Source organism: Streptomyces sp. NPDC007917, from assembly GCF_042959105.1.
Classification (GTDB): Bacteria; Actinomycetota; Actinomycetes; order Streptomycetales; family Streptomycetaceae; genus Streptomyces.
The window spans coordinates 73,908-90,543 of the sequence record NZ_JBIBKK010000011.1; the positions used below are offsets into that span (position 1 = coordinate 73,908).

17 protein-coding genes are annotated in these 16,636 nt (G+C 70.4%); 14 read left to right on the forward strand and 3 right to left on the reverse strand.

Annotated features, from left to right (window positions below; translation table 11 throughout):
• Nucleotides 1–105 precede the first annotated feature (105 nt).
• The 3 genes from ctaD to ACFZDL_RS23020 all read left to right on the forward strand — a co-directional run bounded on the left by ctaD (nt 106) and on the right by ACFZDL_RS23020 (nt 2,957).
• Complete coding sequence (gene ctaD / locus ACFZDL_RS23010; RefSeq protein ID WP_353592220.1) at nt 106–1,785, forward strand: cytochrome c oxidase subunit I; 1,680 nt, start codon at nt 106–108, stop codon at nt 1,783–1,785.
• Nucleotides 1,786–1,792: 7 nt separating this feature from the next.
• Nucleotides 1,793–2,158 carry a hypothetical protein gene (locus ACFZDL_RS23015; protein ID WP_353592221.1) on the forward strand — a complete coding sequence of 122 codons (366 nt, stop codon included), beginning with the start codon at nt 1,793–1,795 and terminating at the stop codon, nt 2,156–2,158.
• 151 nt (nt 2,159–2,309) lie between these two features.
• Complete coding sequence (locus ACFZDL_RS23020; RefSeq protein ID WP_353592424.1) at nt 2,310–2,957, forward strand: TetR/AcrR family transcriptional regulator; 648 nt, start codon at nt 2,310–2,312, stop codon at nt 2,955–2,957.
• Between the two features lie 166 nt (nt 2,958–3,123).
• Here ACFZDL_RS23020 and ACFZDL_RS23025 read toward each other — a convergent pair whose 3' ends face one another.
• Nucleotides 3,124–3,327 (reverse strand): cold-shock protein, encoded by a 204-nt coding sequence (locus ACFZDL_RS23025; protein WP_030834854.1) that lies wholly within the window; start codon nt 3,325–3,327, stop codon nt 3,124–3,126.
• A 407-nt stretch (nt 3,328–3,734) separates the two neighbouring features.
• On the opposite strand from ACFZDL_RS23025, the gene ACFZDL_RS23030 reads away from it, so the two are divergent.
• The 6 genes from ACFZDL_RS23030 to ACFZDL_RS23055 all read left to right on the forward strand — a co-directional run bounded on the left by ACFZDL_RS23030 (nt 3,735) and on the right by ACFZDL_RS23055 (nt 10,459).
• Nucleotides 3,735–4,568 (forward strand): menaquinone biosynthesis protein, encoded by an 834-nt coding sequence (locus tag ACFZDL_RS23030; RefSeq protein WP_353592425.1) that lies wholly within the window; start codon nt 3,735–3,737, stop codon nt 4,566–4,568.
• 124 nt (nt 4,569–4,692) lie between these two features.
• Nucleotides 4,693–6,420, forward strand: a complete 1,728-nt coding sequence (locus tag ACFZDL_RS23035; protein ID WP_353592222.1) for a protein kinase — start codon at nt 4,693–4,695, stop codon at nt 6,418–6,420.
• A gap of 84 nt (nt 6,421–6,504) precedes the next feature.
• Entirely contained in the window at nt 6,505–7,704 is a 1,200-nt protein-coding gene (mqnC, locus tag ACFZDL_RS23040) for a cyclic dehypoxanthinyl futalosine synthase (RefSeq protein WP_353592223.1), read from the forward strand.
• A gap of 46 nt (nt 7,705–7,750) precedes the next feature.
• On the forward strand, nt 7,751–8,200 hold the full coding sequence (locus ACFZDL_RS23045) for a hypothetical protein (RefSeq protein WP_353592224.1): 450 nt from the start codon (nt 7,751–7,753) through the stop codon (nt 8,198–8,200).
• A 58-nt stretch (nt 8,201–8,258) separates the two neighbouring features.
• Complete coding sequence (locus ACFZDL_RS23050) at nt 8,259–8,951, forward strand: demethylmenaquinone methyltransferase (RefSeq protein WP_353592225.1); 693 nt, start codon at nt 8,259–8,261, stop codon at nt 8,949–8,951.
• Nucleotides 8,952–9,172: 221 nt separating this feature from the next.
• Nucleotides 9,173–10,459 carry a geranylgeranyl reductase family protein gene (locus ACFZDL_RS23055; protein WP_353592226.1) on the forward strand — a complete coding sequence of 429 codons (1,287 nt, stop codon included), beginning with the start codon at nt 9,173–9,175 and terminating at the stop codon, nt 10,457–10,459.
• Between the two features lie 11 nt (nt 10,460–10,470).
• Here the strand turns inward: ACFZDL_RS23055 and ACFZDL_RS23060 are convergent, their stop codons facing one another.
• A complete protein-coding gene (locus ACFZDL_RS23060) occupies nt 10,471–11,256 on the reverse strand; it encodes a VOC family protein (protein WP_353592227.1) in 786 nt (261 codons plus the stop codon).
• Between the two features lie 295 nt (nt 11,257–11,551).
• Here ACFZDL_RS23060 and ACFZDL_RS23065 point away from each other — a divergent pair, with 295 nt between their 5' ends.
• Nucleotides 11,552–11,968, forward strand: coding sequence for a CBS domain-containing protein (locus ACFZDL_RS23065; RefSeq protein ID WP_353592228.1), 417 nt, complete (start codon nt 11,552–11,554; stop codon nt 11,966–11,968).
• Between the two features lie 92 nt (nt 11,969–12,060).
• Here the strand turns inward: ACFZDL_RS23065 and ACFZDL_RS23070 are convergent, their stop codons facing one another.
• The gene (locus ACFZDL_RS23070; protein ID WP_353592229.1) at nt 12,061–12,885 is read right to left on the reverse strand and encodes a C40 family peptidase; all 825 of its coding nucleotides are present in this window, start codon (nt 12,883–12,885) and stop codon (nt 12,061–12,063) included.
• A gap of 717 nt (nt 12,886–13,602) precedes the next feature.
• Here ACFZDL_RS23070 and ACFZDL_RS23075 point away from each other — a divergent pair.
• Genes ACFZDL_RS23075 through ACFZDL_RS23090 form a run of 4 tightly spaced genes read left to right on the forward strand, consistent with a single transcriptional unit; the run spans nt 13,603 to nt 16,629 of the window.
• On the forward strand, nt 13,603–13,962 hold the full coding sequence (locus ACFZDL_RS23075; RefSeq protein WP_353592230.1) for an NADH-quinone oxidoreductase subunit A: 360 nt from the start codon (nt 13,603–13,605) through the stop codon (nt 13,960–13,962).
• 38 nt (nt 13,963–14,000) lie between these two features.
• A complete protein-coding gene (locus ACFZDL_RS23080) occupies nt 14,001–14,555 on the forward strand; it encodes an NADH-quinone oxidoreductase subunit B family protein (protein WP_353592231.1) in 555 nt (184 codons plus the stop codon).
• On the forward strand, nt 14,552–15,295 hold the full coding sequence (locus ACFZDL_RS23085) for an NADH-quinone oxidoreductase subunit C (protein WP_353592232.1): 744 nt from the start codon (nt 14,552–14,554) through the stop codon (nt 15,293–15,295). Before ACFZDL_RS23080 ends, ACFZDL_RS23085 begins: the two co-directional genes overlap by 4 nt.
• Nucleotides 15,295–16,629 carry an NADH-quinone oxidoreductase subunit D gene (locus ACFZDL_RS23090; protein ID WP_353592233.1) on the forward strand — a complete coding sequence of 445 codons (1,335 nt, stop codon included), beginning with the start codon at nt 15,295–15,297 and terminating at the stop codon, nt 16,627–16,629. Before ACFZDL_RS23085 ends, ACFZDL_RS23090 begins: the two co-directional genes overlap by 1 nt.
• The last annotated feature ends 7 nt before the right edge of the window (nt 16,630–16,636 follow it).

The following is a 16,636-nucleotide window of genomic DNA, read 5'->3' on the forward strand; positions in this document are numbered from 1 at the left end:
TTTGTTGACCACTCCCGTCACACGCCCACCAAAGGGTCATAACGGCCTCTCCCGCCCCAGCCGCGTTATGAACGTCGGACGCGTACGGCGTCGGGCGGAGGAGCGATGGCGGTAGAGGCGAGGCGGGCGGAGCAGCGGGAGCCCGAAGGGGAAATCCGGAACAGAGTCGGCACGGTCATCATCAATTGGCTGACCACGACCGATCACAAGAAGATCGGCACCTTGTACATGGTGACGTCCTTCGCCTTCTTCCTCTTCGGCGGGCTGCTGGCGATGGTGATGCGGGCGGAGCTGGCACAGCCCGGCACGCAACTCGTCTCCAATGAGCAGTTCAACCAGGCGTTCACCATGCACGGCACGATCATGATGCTGATGTTCGCGACGCCGCTGTTCGCCGGTTTCACCAATGCCATCATGCCGCTGCAGATCGGCGCCCCGGACGTGGCGTTCCCGCGGCTGAACATGCTCGCCTACTGGCTCTACCTCTTCGGCTCGCTCATCGCGGTGGCCGGATTCATCACCCCGAACGGGGCCGCCGACTTCGGCTGGTTCGCCTATACCCCGCTGTCGGACAAGGCGCATTCGCCGAATCTGGGCGGCGATATGTGGGTCATGGGGCTCGCCTTCTCCGGGTTCGGCACGATCATGGGTGCGGTCAACTTCATCACCACGATCGTCTGCATGCGCGCCCCGGGGATGACGATGTTCCGGATGCCGATCTTCACCTGGAACGTGTTGCTCACCAGCGTGCTGGTGATCATGGTTTTCCCGGTCCTCGCCGCGATGCTCTTCGCGCTGGAGGCGGACCGCAAGTTCGGGGCGCATGTCTACGATCCGGCCAACGGCGGCCCGCTGCTGTGGCAGCACCTGTTCTGGTTCTTCGGCCATCCCGAGGTCTACATCATCGCGCTGCCGTTCTTCGGGGTGATCACTGAGATCATTCCGGTGTTCAGCCGCAAGCCGATCTTCGGGTACGTGGGTCTGATCGGGGCCACGATCGCCATCACCGGGCTGTCGGCCACGGTGTGGGCGCACCACATGTTCGTCACCGGGGCGGTGCTGCTGCCGTTCTTCTCGCTCCTGTCCTTCCTCATCGCGGTGCCCACCGGAGTGAAGTTCTTCAACTGGATCGGCACCATGTGGAAGGGGGCGCTCTCATTCGAGACGCCCATGCTGTGGGCCGTGGGATTCCTTGTCACCTTCCTGTTCGGCGGCCTCACCGGGGTGCTCCTGGCCTCGCCGCCCCTCGACTTCCACGTCAGCGACAGCTATTTCGTGGTCGCCCACTTCCACTACGTGGTCTTCGGGACCGTGGTCTTCGCGATGTTCGGCGGCTTCTATTTCTGGTGGCCGAAATTCACCGGAAGAATGCTTGATGAACGGCTCGGGAAAATCCATTATTGGACGCTTTTCACCGGTTTTCACACCACCTTCCTCGTCCAGCACTGGCTCGGTGTGAAGGGAATGCCGCGGCGCTACGCCGATTATCTGGCCGCGGACGGATTCACCGCGCTGAACACCGTCTCGACCATCGGCGCGTTCCTGCTCGGCCTGTCCACCTTCCCGTTCCTCTACAACGTCTGGAAGACCGCCAAATACGGGGAGAAGGTGACCGCGGACGATCCCTGGGGATATGGCAGGTCGCTGGAGTGGGCGACCTCCTGTCCGCCGCCGCGGCACAACTTCCTCGCCCTCCCCAAGGTCCGCAGCGAATCCCCCGCCTTCGATCTGCACCACCCCGGCATCGCGGCGGAATCCGAAGCGCCGCAGCGCGAACGGGCTTGACGGACCCGTGCCCGATCCCCATGAGATCGAGGCGGGTATCGCCCGGCTGGAGGGCTATCTGCTGTGCCAGAGCGAGCTCGGCGACGCCAGGGCGGAGGCCGAGGCGTTCGCCGGACGGCTGGCCTGGCTCACCGCCGCCCAGCGCGAGGAGGTGGTCCGGCTGTACACCGAGGAGCGCGTCGAGCTCTCCCGGCGCATGCTGCGCCGCATCGTCGACCGCTGCGAGGAGCTGCGCGCCGAGTACACGACGCGCTACGACGAGCTGCGGCGGCGGCTGCTGTGCCGGTGCGTCGCGGGGGTCGTGGCGGCCATGACGCTTCTGGCGGTCGTGGGCGCCGTCGCGCTGTGGGCGGCCCTGGGCGTGACACCATGATCCCGATCTTCCGGAACCGGCGTGAGGGGCCTTCAGCAGCCTTAGGCTTGACGGTGGCCAGGCGACCCGGCGACCCGGCGACCGAGGGGCGCCGGGCGGGCACGGGCGAAGGGGGCGGCCGGACGTGGGCGGGGCGACGAAGAGCAGGCGGATGCCGAGGGCGGTGCGCGAGCAGCAGATGCTCGACGCGGCCGTACGGACCTTCGCGCGGCGCGGCTACCGAAACGCCTCCATGGACGACATCGCCGAGCAGGCGGGGGTCTCCAAGCCGCTGGTCTATCTGTATCTGAACTCCAAGGACGAGCTGTTCGCCGCGTGCATCCGGCGGGAGGCCGCCTCGCTGGTGGCGGCGATACGGGCCGCCGTCGAGCATGGCGCGCCCGCCGACCGCCGGCTGTGGAGCGGGCTGCACGGCTTCTTCACGCACACCGCCGAGCACCCGGACGGCTGGGCGCTGCTGCACGTTCAGGCCCGTACGCACGGCGATCCCTTCGCACGGGAGGTGGCCGCGATGCGGGCGGAGATCGTCGAGTTCGTCACCCATGTGCTCCGGGCGGCCGCGCGGGAGAACGGGTGCGGGGCGGCGCGGAGGGGCCGGATGACCGGCGGCGAGGCGGCCGGGCTCGCGTACGCGCTGGTGGGCGCGGCGGAGTCGCTGGCCGAGTGGGCGGGCGACCGGGCGGGCGGAGGGCCCTCGGCCGAGGAGGCGGCGGCCACGCTGATGAACTTCGCCTGGGCCGGTCTCGGCAACCTGCTGCGGGGCGAACGCTGGTCGCCCGGCGAGCGCTCACCGGCGTGAACCGGCACCGCCACCCGGGGCACCCGCACAGGTCTTTCCGGGGGAATCCGGACGAAAGCCGAAGTGAATAGGCGGTTAAGTGAATATGAAAGATTTCAGGGCCTGAAACGAGGCAGGAGCCCGGCCCCCGCCGAAGCGGGGGCCGGGCTCCTTGGGTACTGCTTACTCAGACCGCGCTGACGTTCTCCGCCTGCGGGCCCTTCGGGCCCTGGGTGACGTCGAAGGTAACGGCCTGGTTCTCCTCAAGAGAGCGGAAACCAGTCGCGTTGATCGCGGAGTAGTGAACGAAGACATCGGGGCCGCCGCCGTCCTGGGCGATGAAGCCGAAGCCCTTCTCGGCGTTGAACCACTTGACGGTTCCGGTAGCCATAAGCCCTCCTTGGGCCAAAGGGTTGCCCTGCTCCAGAACCTGCAAGAAGTCTGAAAATTACAAAAGCCCGCGGTTACATGCTCCGCAGGCTTTGTACTGCAAGGAAACCAAACTGCAACTTGCTGCGAGCTTAGCACGGTGCGTGTGCGTGGGGAAAGAGCCGAAGATCACGAATTCGAGGGGTTTCCCTGACCGGCCGATTGGATAGGACCGCAGGTCGGGCGCGTTGCCCCCCGCCCCCGCGCCGGCCCGGGGACGGCCCCGCCGCCGTGGGCCGCGACACACGGGGCTAGCCTCCGTATGTGGACAATTCACCGAGTTCCCCCGCCCGGAGTACATACGACGCCACGACCGCCGAAGGCAGCGCCCACCCGCCCTGCCGCCGGACCCGGCCGAGGGTCGGCCACATCCAGTACCTCAACTGTCTGCCCCTCTACTGGGGCCTGGCGACCAGCGGCGCCCTCCTGGACGTCGAGCTCACCAAGGACTCCCCGGACGCGCTCAACGACAAGCTGGTCCGCGGCGATCTCGACATCGGCCCGATCAGCCTCGTGGAGTTCCTGCGCAACGCGGACGACCTGGTGGCGCTGCCCGATATCGCGGTCGGCTGCGACGGGCCGGTGATGTCCTGTGTGATCGTCTCACAGCTGCCGCTCGAGCAGCTGGACCGGGCCCGGGTCGCCCTCGGCTCGGCCTCGCGCACCTCCGTACGCCTGGCGCGGCTGCTGCTCGCCGAGCGCTACGGGATCACCCCCGACTACTACACCTGCCCGCCCGACCTCAGCCTGATGATGCAGGAGGCGGAGGCGGCGGTGCTCATCGGTGACGCGGCGCTGCGGGCCAATCTGCACTATGCCCCGAAGCTCGGCCTCCAGGTCCACGACCTCGGGCAGATGTGGAAGGAGTGGACCGGGCTGCCGTTCGTCTTCGCGGTCTGGGCGGCGCGCCGCGAGTACCTGGAGCGGGAGCCGGAGATCGTCCGCAGGGTGCACGAGGCGTTTCTCGACTCCCGGGACCTGTCCCTGGTGGAGGTCACCAAGGTCGCCGAGCGGGCGGCCCGCTGGGAGGCGCTGGAGGCGCCGGTCCTGGAGCGCTACTTCACCACCCTCGACTTCAGCCTGGGCGAGCGCCAGTTGGAGGGCATCGCCGAGTTCGCGCGCCGCACCGGCCCGGCGGCCGGCTACCCCGCCGACGTACGGGTCCGCCCGGCGGACCTGGGCTCCCGCCTCGGCGGGGAGTGAGCCGCGGGGGCTGAGGCGCCCCGGGCCGCGGTGTAACGGCTCAGTGCGCATCGGGCGCCGCTCCGGGCGGTATGTCCGGGGCAGGACCTAAGCTGGAGCGCGCAGGCGAGGGGGGAGCGACGGGATGGAGCCGCTGGGAGCGGAGGACCCGCAGGTCATCGGCGCATACCGGCTGCTCGGGCGGCTCGGCTCGGGCGGTATGGGCCGGGTCTTCGTGGGGCGGAGCGCGGGCGGCAGGACCGTGGCCGTGAAGGTCGTGCACGCACACTTCTCGCTCGACGCGCAGTTCCGCGCCCGGTTCCGGCGCGAGGTGGAGGCCGCGCGGCGGGTCGGCGGGGAGTGGACCGCTCCGGTCCTGGACGCCGACCCGGACGCGCGCGTCCCGTGGGTGGCCACGGGCTATGTCGCGGGCCCGTCCCTGAGCCAGGCCATCGCCGAAGAGGGGCCGCTGCCCGACGCGTCGGTGCGGGCCCTGGGCGCCGGGCTGGCGGAGGCCCTGGTCGCCGTGCACGCCCTCGGCCTGGTCCACCGCGACGTCAAGCCGTCCAACGTACTGCTCGCCCTGGACGGCCCCCGCCTGATCGACTTCGGCATAGCGCGGGCCACCCAGGGCACGGTGTCCCTGACCACCACCGGCGCCTCGATCGGCTCGCCCGGCTATATGGCGCCCGAGCAGATCCTGGGCAAGGGCGTGGACGGGGCGGCCGACGTCTTCTCGCTGGGCGCCGTGCTGGCGTACGCGGCGACGGGCGAGCCGCCCTTCCCGGGCGACAGCTCGGCCGCGCTGCTCTACAAGGTGGTTCACGAGGAGGCCCGGCTCGGCCAGGGCCTGACGGGGGAGTTGCGCGACCTGGTCGCCGCCTGTCTGGCCAAGGACCCGTCCGCCCGGCCCACCCCGGAGCGGATCGTGAGCCGCCTCGCCCCCCACGGGGGCGCCTCGGGTCTGGTGCGGCCGGGGTGGCTGCCGGGGCCGCTGGTCGAGCGGGTGAGCCGGCAGGCGGTGGAGCTCCTTGACCTGGACGCGTCGGCGCTCGCCGTCCCGGCGGACACATCGGCGGCCGCGTCGGCCCCCGGCGCCCCGTCCGCCCCGGTGATCCCCAACGCTCCCGCGACCCCGGCCACCCCGGCGTCGCCTGAGGACGCGCCCGCCGCGCCCCTGGGGGCGTTCGGCCCGCCGGACCCGTCGTACGGCCGCCTGGCCCAGCCGGCCACGCCGGGGGAGGCCCCCGGCGCACCCGCCCCGGCCGGGGAACGGCCGCCCGGGGGACGCAAGCTCGCGGTGTCCGCCACCGTCGGCGGCAAGAACCGGCCCAAGGCGCTCAGCTGCACGCTGGTGCTGTCGATCGCGGGCGCGCTGGCCGCCGCCACGACGGCGGCCGTCGTGTTCCATGTGCTGCCGGGGAGCAGCGCGGGCGGCGGGGCCGACGGCAAGAGCGACGCCTCCGCGACCCGGAGCCCGGGGGCCGACGCGACGGACCCCGCCGACGACAGCCCCGGCCGGGGCGTGCCCAAGGCGTTCCTCGGCACCTGGAAGGGCCAGCTGACCACCGACTCCGGCTACCCCGGAGGCGAGCTGACCATCACCATCCGCCAGGGGAAGCCGGGGGACAGGGTCGGCAGCGGCCGGGTCGAGCTGGCGGTGCTGCGCTGCGACAGCAGCTGGAAGCTGGTCTCGGCCACCTCGACCGCGCTGGTCCTCGACTCGCGGATCAAGGAGAGCGAGAAACAGACGGGCTGCAGCGCCGGCTCCTCCAATGAGCGGTTCACGCTCGCCTCCGACGGCTCGCTGCGCTACAAGACCGTGGACGAGGAGGGGGGCAACCCGAGCGGCACCCTGCGCAAGGTGCGCTGACTGCTCCTGGGCCTCGGCGGAGGGCCGGGAGCGCTGGCGTACGCTGGGGCAGTCCGTCCGCAACCCGCCGAAAGGGACGCCCCGGTGACCGAGAACGCATCGCTTCAGGCCGTGCTCGACCGCGCCGCCGCCGGGGGCCGTATCACCCCGCAGGAGGCGCTCGAGCTGTACCGGTCCGCGCCGCTGCACGCGCTCGGCGCCGCGGCCGACGCGGCCCGCCGCCGCCGCTACGCGGGCGTCGAGCACATCGCGACGTACATCATCGAGCGGAACATCAACTACACCAACGTCTGCGTGACGGCCTGCAAGTTCTGCGCCTTCTACGCCGCGCCCAAGGACACCGCCAAGGGCTGGACCCGCGACCTCGACGACATCCTGCGCCGCTGCGCCGAGACCGTCGAACTCGGCGGCACCCAGATCATGTTCCAGGGCGGCCACCACCCGGACTTCGGGGTGGAGTACTACGAGCAGCACTTCTCGGCCATCAAGAAGGAATTCCCGCAGCTGGTGATCCACTCGCTGGGGGCCTCCGAGGTCGAGCACATGGCCCGGATCTCCGGTGTGTCGGCTGAGGAGGCGATCCGCCGCATCCGCGACGCGGGCCTGGACTCCTTCGCGGGCGCGGGCGCCGAACTGCTGCCCGAGCGGCCGCGCAAGGCCATCGCTCCGCTGAAGGAGTCGGGCGAGCGCTGGCTGGAGATCATGGAGACCGCCCACAACCTCGGGGTCGAGTCCACCTCCACGATGCTCATGGGCACCGGCGAGACGAACGCCGAGCGGATCGAGCACATCCGCATGATCCGCGATGTGCAGGACCGTACGGGCGGCTTCCGCGCCTTCATCCCGTACACCTACCAGCCCGAGAACAACCACCTGAAGGGGCAGACGCAGGCGACCGTCTTCGAGTACCTGCGGATGATCGCGATCGCCCGGCTGTTCCTGGACAACGTGGCCCATATCCAGGGTTCCTGGCTGACCGTCGGCAAGGAGGCCGGCCAGCTGTCGCTGCACTACGGGGCGGACGACCTCGGCTCGGTGATGCTGGAGGAGAACGTGGTCTCCTCGGCGGGCGCCCGGCACCGGTCCAACCGGATGGAACTGCTCCATCTCATCCGTACGGCGGGGCGGGTGCCCGCGCAGCGCGCCACCACGTACGAGCACCTGGTCGTGCACGACGACCCGGCGAACGACCCGGTCGACGACCAGGTCGTCTCCCACCTGTCGTCGACTGCGATCGAGGGCGGCACCGCGCACCCGGAGCTGAAGCTGATCGACGCCTCCTGACGCGCCTTCCGCCAAACCTCCTGACACCATCCCGATACGGCTTGTGATGCTCACCCTCCACGCGGCGCCCCTCGTCCGGCTCACCCCCGACGACGCGGCGCCGCTGCGTGACGCCGCCGTCGCCGTCGACGGTGACCGGATCGCGGCGGTCGGGCCGCTGGACGCGCTGCTCCGGGCGTACCCGCGGGCCCGGGTGCGCCACTGGCCCGGCACGCTGGGCCCCGGCCTGGTCCACGACGCGCCGGTGCCCGACGCGCCCAGCCCGCGCGAGCGCATCCACGCGCTGCTGCGGCTGGGCGCCACGGCCGTCGTCGCGGCGCGGATCACCGACCCCGAGCTGCTTGCGGCCGCGCGGCGGGGCGGCGTCGCCGTCCTGGACCTGCCCCGCCCGCCCGCGCTGGCCGAGGCCGGCCGCGCGGACCTGGCGGCCTTCGACGCGGACGGGGCGTGCGTGGCCACGGTGCTCGCCGGCCGGCTGGTGCACCGCCGCCGGTGAGCGACACGGGCCGGGGGCCCCGCGCCGGGCGGGCCGGCGCCCGGTGAACAATGGGGGCGTGACCCGAGCATCCCTGGACAAGCAGCCGCATGAAGTCGCCGCGATGTTCGACGACGTGGCGGCCAAGTACGACCTCACCAACGACGTGCTGTCGCTCGGGCAGGCCCGGCTGTGGCGCAAGGCCGTGGCGCGGGCCGTCGCCGCGCGCCCCGGCGAGCGCGTGCTCGACCTCGCCGCCGGTACGGGCACCTCCTCGCTGCCCTTCGCCGCCGCCGGCGCGTACGTCGTCCCCTGCGACTTCTCGCTCGGCATGCTCCGGGAGGGCAAGCGGCGCCATCCGCGGCTGCCGCTCACGGCGGGCGACGCGACCCGGCTGCCCTTCGCCGACGGGGTCTTCGACGCCGTCACGATCTCCTTCGGGTTGCGCAACGTCCACGACACCCAGGCCGCGCTGCGCGAGCTGCTGCGCGTGACCAGGCCCGGCGGGCGCATCGTGATCTGCGAGTTCAGCCACCCCACCTGGCGGCCGCTGCGCACCGTCTACACCGAGTACCTGATGCGCGCCCTGCCGCCAGTCGCGACCGCGGTCAGCAGCAACCCGGACGCCTACGTCTACCTCGCCGAGTCGATCAGGGCCTGGCCCGACCAGGCCGGTCTTGCCGCGCGGCTGGGCGAGGCGGGCTGGGCGAAGGTCGCCTGGCGCGATCTGACCGGCGGGATCGTCGCCCTCCACCGGGGCGTCAGGCCGTAGGCGGCGCGGCGCCGAGCCGTGACCACCGGGGCGTCAGGCCGTAGGCGCCGCGGCGCCCAGCCGTAACCACCGGGGCGTCAGGCCACGGTGCGTCAAGCCGCAAGCGCGGTGGGCACGACCGGGGGTGGCCCTCCGTATCGGCCGCGGCACGCCACATAGACTGCAACCGTCCAGTGCCCGGCGTGACCGGCACGCCGTTACCGAGCCTTCGGGAGACCCGCGTGAGCGAGACCGCATCCACGGAGCGGACCGCCGATGTCATCGTCGTCGGCGCCGGGCCCGCCGGCTCCACCACGGCGTACTACCTGGCCAAGGCCGGCCTGGACGTGCTGCTGCTGGAGAAGACGGCGTTCCCGCGCGAGAAGGTGTGCGGCGACGGGCTGACCCCGCGCGCCACCAAGGAGCTCGTCGCCATGGGCATCGACGTCTCCGAGGAGGCGGGCTGGCTGCGCAACCGGGGGCTGCGGATCATCGGCGGCGGGGTGCGTCTTGAGCTCGACTGGCCGGAGCTGGCCTCGTACCCGGACTACGGTCTTGTCCGCAAGCGCGACGACTTCGACGAGCAGCTGGCGCGGCAGGCCCAGAAGGCCGGCGCCCGGCTGTACGAGCGGTGCAACGTGGGCGCCCCGGTCATCGACGACCGTACGGGCAACGTCGTCGGCGTCGAGGCCAAGCTCGGCGTGGAGAAGACGCCGGTCACCTTCCGCGCCCCGCTGGTGGTCGCCGCGGACGGCAACTCCACCCGGCTCTCGCTGGCCATGGGGCTGCACCGGCGCGAGGACCGGCCGATGGGCGTGGCGGTGCGGACGTACTTCACCTCGCCCCGCCACGACGACGACTACCTGGAGTCCTGGCTGGAGTTGTGGGACCGCCGCGGCCCGCAGGACCGGCTGCTGCCCGGCTACGGCTGGATCTTCGGCATGGGCGACGGCACCAGCAACGTCGGCCTCGGCGTGCTCAACACCTCCGCGTCCTTCAAGGAGCTGGACTGGCGCGAGGTGCTCAAGGCGTGGTGTGCCTCGATGCCCGAGGACTGGGGCTACACCCCTGAGAACATGACCGGCCCGATCCGGGGCGCCGCCCTCCCCATGGCCTTCAACCGGCAGCCGCACTACACCCGGGGGCTGCTGCTGGTCGGCGACGCGGGCGGCATGGTCAACCCGTTCAACGGCGAGGGCATCGCCTATGCGATGGAATCCGGGCGGATCGCGGCGGACGTCGTCGTCCAGGCCCATGCCAGAGGCACCGCGGCCCGCCGCGAGCTGGCCCTCCAGCGCTATCCGAAGGTCATCAAGGACACCTACGGCGGCTACTACACGCTGGGCCGCGCCTTCGTGAAGCTGATCAGCAATCCGACGGTCATGAAGCTGGCGGCCCAGCGCGGCCTGACCCACCCGATGCTGATGCGGTTCACGCTCAAGCTGATGGCCAACCTCACCGACCCGACGGGCGGCGACGCGATGGACCGCATCATCAACGGCCTGGCGAAGGTGGCCCCGAAGGCCTAGGCCCCGTCCGCTCAGGCGGCCGTCGCCGGGTTGGCGCTGGTGATGACGGCGAAATGCGCGCCGGACGGGTCGGCCAGCCAGGCCATGCGGCCGATGTCCTCGGCCGTCATGGCGGGCATCAGCACCGACGCGCCGAGCTTCTGGGCCCGTGCTGTGACCTCGTCGCAGTCCGCCACCTCGAAGTACGGCAGCCACTGCGGGATGTCGTGCCCCTGCTGGAGCGGTGCCATGCCGCCGAAGGTGCCCTCACGGCCGCGCCCGGCCGTGGAGAGCACGGTGTAGGTCCCGCCGGAGAACGACATGTCCTCGGCGGTCCAGGCGAACACCGTGTGGTAGAAGGCGATGTTGGCGGCCGGGTCGGGGGTGTGCAGCTCCACCCAGCACAACGTGCCCTGTTCGGTGACCGCTTCCAGGCCCAGGGTCTTACCGGGCTGCCAGACGGCGAACCGCGCGCCGCCCGGGTCGGTGAACTGGGCCATCCGCCCCTCGTCGAAGACGTCGAACGGCTCGGCGCGCACCGTGCCGCCCGCCTCCGCGACCAGCGCGGCGGTGCCCTCGGCATCGGTGGTGTGGAAGTACGGCGTCCAGGCGGGGCGGGCGCCCGCCTCGTGGAGCGGGCCGAGGGCCGCGACCGTCTTGCGGTCCTTCTTGAAGAAGCCGTAGCCGCCCGCTTCGGGCCCGGCCGACTCCGAAGTCCAGCCGAACAGGCCGGTGTAGAAGGCGGCGGCCGCGTCGGTGTCGGGGGTGCCGAGGTCGAGCCAGTCGGGGGCGCCGGGGACGTAGTCGGTGGTGAGCATGCGTGCTCCTTCGGCGGATCCGGATGGGCCGGGGTGCCGGGGCCGGGTCCCGCGCCGCCGCGGGGGCCGCGGCCGCCCTGGCAGTTCTCAGTCTGGCACCGGGCACCGGAGGCCGCCGCTGGGACGCCGGGGCGGCGCGGAGCGGGCCGGGAGGGCGGCACGGCGACGCCGGTCGCGAGCGCCCGGGGTGGTGGTGACAATGAAGGGGAGGGGGCGCCGTGGCGTCGGCCGCGGTGACACCGGATCGGGCCCGCGGGCCGGTTCCGCCGCCGGTGGGCCGTCAGGAGGACACACCATGACCAAGGCCGCAGACATCATGCACCCGGGCGCGCAGTGGATCCCCAAGTCGCAGACGTTGGACCGCGCGGCTCAGCTGATGCGGGAACTGGACGTCGGGGCGCTGCCGATCGCCGATGAGAACGAGCGGCTGTGCGGCATCCTGACCGACCGCGACATCGTCGTCGGCTGTGTCGCCCAGGGCAAGGACCCGTCCCGGACGACGGCGGGGGAGCTGGCCAAGGGCACGCCGCGCTGGATACCGGCCGACGCGGACGTCAGCGATGTGCTCCGGGAGATGGAGCAGAACAAGATCCGCAGGCTGCCGGTGATCGACAAGAACAAGCGGCTGGTCGGCATCATCAGCGAGGCCGATCTGGCCCACCACCTCAGCGAACCCCAGCTCGCCGAGTTCGTGGAGAAGGTCTACGCATAGACCCATGGCCGGCGCGGGTACGGAATGAGGCCGCCGCCCCGCGGCTACGGGAACGGCGGCCTCATAACGGCTCGAGGCGGCTGGAGGGCGGCTCAGAGGAGGCGGACGGCCCCGGTCGGCGGGTCGTAGCTCAGGTCGCGCTCGACGATGCCGGTGCTCGGGTTCTGGGCGCCGATGAACTTGCCGCCGCCGATGTAGACGCCGACGTGGTACGCGCTGCCCTTGCTGCCCCAGTAGAGCAGGTCGCCGGGCTGGAGGTTGCTCAGCGACACATCGGTGCCCCGCGTCGACTGGTCCTGCGACACGCGCGGCAGGCTGATGCCGATCTGGTTGAAGGCGGCCTGGGTCAGACCGGAGCAGTCGTACGAGGACGGGCCGCTGGAGCCCAGCACGTACGCCTTGCCCACCTGGGCCTTCAGGAAGTTGATGAGCGTCGCGACATTGCCGGTCGCCTTCGTCGCGGTGGACGTGGCGCTGGTCGTCGCGGTGGAGAGGGTGGTGCGCTCGGCGGTGCGGGACGCCCGCTCGGCCTTCTCCTGGGCCGCGCGGCGGGCGGCGGCCTTGCGCGCGGCCTCCTTGGCCTCGCGGGCCTTGCGGTCGGCCTCGACCTTGGCCTTCTTCGCCGCGGTCTTGGCCTTGGCGGCGGCCTGGTCCTGCTGCGCCTGGAGCTGGTAGTCGAAGGCCGCCTGCTGGGTGGCGTCGGCGGACTGCGCGGCGGTGCTCGCCAGGGTGTCGCCGATGGTCGGCATCTCGAGCGTCGACTCGGCGGCGGCCGGCTCGGCGGCCAGGGCGGGCGTGGCGGCGCCGGCGACCGCGAGCGTGAGGAAGCCACCGGTGACCCCGGCGCGGAGTGCACGCGTGGAGGAGGCGGCACGACGGGGCTTCCGGTGGCTGGGTATGTGTGCGGTCTGGGACATGGACCAACCGCTATCAGGGGCCGTAGTCCGGGATCAAGAAAAGTGGAGTGCGCCACATTTGACGCGTACACGCCCGGAATCTCGGGTTCCTGATCTTGTTCCGGGCCCCGGCCGCTGTGTCCGAATTTTTCGATCATGCGCATACGCACGGCATTTGGCGGCCCCGGCGGGCTCGTGTGCGGCCTACCATCAATCCGGCCCGCGCACCAAGGATTCCCGTCAAATCGATATCCACAACCTTTCGTGGGGTGGGATACCTCACTCTCGGACCCCCGTTCGTGAACGAAAGCGCGTAGTAGCGATCAAGGAGCGGCCGGGCGGGGTGACGGCGCGGCGGTCCGCGGCGGGGTCACTCATCAGGATGGATGCCTCATATCAGGCAGAGGCGTCCATCGCAAATTTGCGTGTAGATGCCATATCTTGTAAAGAGCGCAAGTCGCTCACCTGTGGCGATGGATCTATATGTCACTTCTCGTGATCGATCGGATGCTTCGAGTGCAAGATCACCGCTCATCCGACTTCATGATCCTTCGTCAGGTGGTGGAGATCACAAAGACGTTGTTGCACCCCGTGTCGCAGATCACATACCGGCGGGCATAGGATGCAGGCGAAACGGGCTTGTGAACTGCCTCACATGTGCGCGATCTTCGTGAGTGCGGTCCGCCGAGTCCGTGCGGTCCGCCAGACAGTCACCGTCGACTGAAGGGAGCGAGGACGGTGAACGCATACGCGCCCATCCTCGTACTGGGAGCCCTCGGGGCAGGCTTTGCGATCTTCTCGGTCCTCATGGCCGCGATCATCGGCCCCAAGCGCTACAACCGGGCCAAGCTCGAAGCCTATGAATGCGGCATCGAGCCGACTCCACATCCGGCCGGCGGTGGGCGCTTCCCCATCAAGTACTACCTGACGGCGATGCTCTTCATCGTCTTCGACATCGAGATCGTCTTCCTCTACCCCTGGGCGGTCAGCTTCGACGCCATGGGGCTGTTCGGGCTCGTGGAGATGCTCCTCTTCGTGCTCACCGTCTTCGTCGCCTACGCGTATGTGTGGCGGCGTGGCGGCCTGGAGTGGGACTGAGCGGCCTGGACTGGACTGAGTGAGAGGAGAACCGTCCCATGGGTATCGAAGACAAGCTGCCGAGCGGCTTCCTGCTGACCACCGTGGAGCAGGCGGCGGGACTGGCGCGCAAGTCGTCCGTCTTCCCGGCCACCTTCGGGCTCGCCTGCTGCGCCATCGAGATGATGACCACCGGCGCCGGGCGCTATGACCTCGCCCGCTTCGGCATGGAGGTCTTCCGCGGCTCGCCCCGACAGGCCGATCTCATGATCGTGGCCGGGCGCGTCAGCCAGAAGATGGCCCCGGTGCTGCGGCAGGTCTACGACCAGATGCCGAATCCGAAATGGGTCATCTCGATGGGCGTGTGCGCCTCCTCGGGCGGCATGTTCAACAACTACGCGATCGTGCAGGGCGTCGATCACATCGTCCCGGTCGACATCTATCTGCCCGGCTGCCCGCCGAGGCCCGAGATGCTCATGGACGCGATCATCAAGCTGCACCAGAAGATCCGCGAGGAGAAGCTCGGCGTGAACCGCGAGCGTGCGGCCCGCGAGGCGGAGGAAGCGGCGCTGAAGGCGCTCCCGACGATCGAGATGAGGGGGCTGCTGCGTTGACTGAAGCGCCCAAGAGCAACGGGGTCAACCCGGAGAAGGACCTCAACGCTGAGAACCTGCCCGGCCGGCGAGGCGACCAGGGCGAGCCCATCCGCGTCCAGCGCGGCATGTTCGGCGCCAACAACGGCGGCGACACCTCGGGCTACGGCGGACTGGTGCGGCCGGTGCGGCTGCCGGGCCCGGCCACCCGGCCGTACGGGGGCTGGTTCGACGAAGTCGCCGACGAGCTCGAAGGCGCGCTCGAGGAGCAGTCGCTGGTCCCGGAGAACGCGATCGAGAAGACCGTCGTGGACCGCGGCGAGCTGACCTTCCACATCGCGCGCGAGCACCTGCCGAGGGTGGCCAGGACCCTGCGCGACGACCCGGCGCTCCGCTTCGAGCTGTGCACGGGCGTCAGCGGCGTCCACTTCCCCGGCGACAAGGGCCGTGAGCTGCACGCCGTCTACCACCTGCGCTCGATCACCCACAACCGGCTGATCCGGCTGGAGGTGAGCGTCCCCGACAGCGACCCGCACCTCCCGTCGATCGTCGACGTCTACCCGACCAACGACTGGCACGAGCGCGAGGCGTACGACTTCTTCGGCCTGATCTTCGACGGCCATCCCGCGCTCACGCGGATCATGATGCCCGACGACTGGCAGGGCTTCCCGCAGCGCAAGGACTACCCCCTCGGCGGCATCCCCGTCGAGTACAAGGGCGCCCAGATCCCGGCTCCGGACCAGCGGAGGTCGTACAGCTGATGTCTGCCACCCGTGCAACCCCCTCCGCCTCCACGCGCGAGACGACCGAAGGCACCGTCTACACCGTCACCGGCGGTGACTGGGACGAGGTCGTGGCCGCCGCGTCCCGGGCCGACGACGAGCGGATCATCGTCAACATGGGTCCGCAGCACCCGTCCACCCACGGCGTGCTCCGGCTGATCCTGGAGATCGACGGCGAGACGGTCACCGAGGCCCGCTGCGGCATCGGATATCTGCACACCGGGATCGAGAAGAACCTCGAATTCCGGAACTGGACGCAGGGCACCACCTTCGTGACCCGCATGGACTATCTGACGCCCTTCTACAACGAGGCCGCGTACTGCCTGGGCGTCGAGAAGCTGCTGGGCATCGAGGACCAGGTGCCGGACCGGGCCTCGGTCATCCGGGTGATGCTGATGGAGCTCAACCGGCTCTCCTCCCACCTGGTGGCGATCGCCACCGGCGGCATGGAGCTCGGCGCGACCACCATCATGATCTACGGTTTCCGCGACCGCGAGATGATCCTGGACATCTTCGAGCTGATCACCGGCCTGCGGATGAACCACGCGTACATCCGGCCCGGCGGGCTCGCCCAGGACCTGCCGCCCGGGGCGGTCGACCAGGTGCGCGCCTTCGTGAAGAAGATGCGCAAGAACATGCCCGAGTACGACAAGCTGGCGACCGGGAACCCCATCTTCAAGGCCCGGCTGCAGGACGTCGGCTATCTCGACCTCGCCGGCTGCATGGCGCTCGGCATCACCGGCCCGATACTGCGGGCCACCGGGCTGCCGCACGATCTGCGCAAGGCCCAGCCGTACTGCGGCTATGAGACCTACGAATTCGAGGTCCCCACCGCCGACACCTGCGACGCCTACGGCCGCTTCCTGATCCGGCTGGAGGAGATGCGCCAGTCGCTGCGGATCGTCGAGCAGTGCCTGGACCGGCTGGCGCCGGGGCCGGTCATGGTCGAGGACAAGAAGATCGCCTGGCCGGCGCAGCTGGCGCTGGGGCCGGACGGGCTCGGCAACTCCCTCGACCACATCAAGAAGATCATGGGCACCTCGATGGAGGCCCTGATCCACCACTTCAAGCTGGTGACCGAGGGGTTCCGGGTCCCGCCGGGGCAGGCGTACACGGCCGTCGAGTCGCCCAAGGGCGAACTGGGCGTGCACATGGTCAGCGATGGCGGCACCCGCCCGTTCCGGGTGCACTTCCGCGACCCGTCCTTCACCAATCTGCAGTCCGTGGCGGCGATGTGCGAGGGCGGCCAGGTCGCCGACGTGATCGTCGCCGTGGCGTCCATCGACCCTGTGATGGGAGGCGTCGACCGGTGACCGATGT

Bases quoted from the DNA above. Each gene is read 5' to 3' on its own strand.
- ctaD (WP_353592220.1), top strand. From the start codon at position 106: ATGGCGGTAGAGGCGAGGCGGGCGGAGCAGCGGGAGCCCGAAGGGGAA.
- ACFZDL_RS23020 (WP_353592424.1), top strand. From the start codon at position 2,310: ATGCCGAGGGCGGTGCGCGAGCAGCAGATGCTCGACGCGGCCGTACGG.
- ACFZDL_RS23025 (WP_030834854.1), bottom strand. From the start codon at position 3,327: ATGGCTACCGGAACCGTCAAGTGGTTCAACGCCGAGAAGGGCTTCGGC.
- ACFZDL_RS23035 (WP_353592222.1), top strand. From the start codon at position 4,693: ATGGAGCCGCTGGGAGCGGAGGACCCGCAGGTCATCGGCGCATACCGG.
- ACFZDL_RS23045 (WP_353592224.1), top strand. From the start codon at position 7,751: ATGCTCACCCTCCACGCGGCGCCCCTCGTCCGGCTCACCCCCGACGAC.
- ACFZDL_RS23060 (WP_353592227.1), bottom strand. From the start codon at position 11,256: ATGCTCACCACCGACTACGTCCCCGGCGCCCCCGACTGGCTCGACCTC.
- ACFZDL_RS23065 (WP_353592228.1), top strand. From the start codon at position 11,552: ATGACCAAGGCCGCAGACATCATGCACCCGGGCGCGCAGTGGATCCCC.
- ACFZDL_RS23070 (WP_353592229.1), bottom strand. From the start codon at position 12,885: ATGTCCCAGACCGCACACATACCCAGCCACCGGAAGCCCCGTCGTGCC.
- ACFZDL_RS23080 (WP_353592231.1), top strand. From the start codon at position 14,001: ATGGGTATCGAAGACAAGCTGCCGAGCGGCTTCCTGCTGACCACCGTG.
- ACFZDL_RS23090 (WP_353592233.1), top strand. From the start codon at position 15,295: ATGTCTGCCACCCGTGCAACCCCCTCCGCCTCCACGCGCGAGACGACC.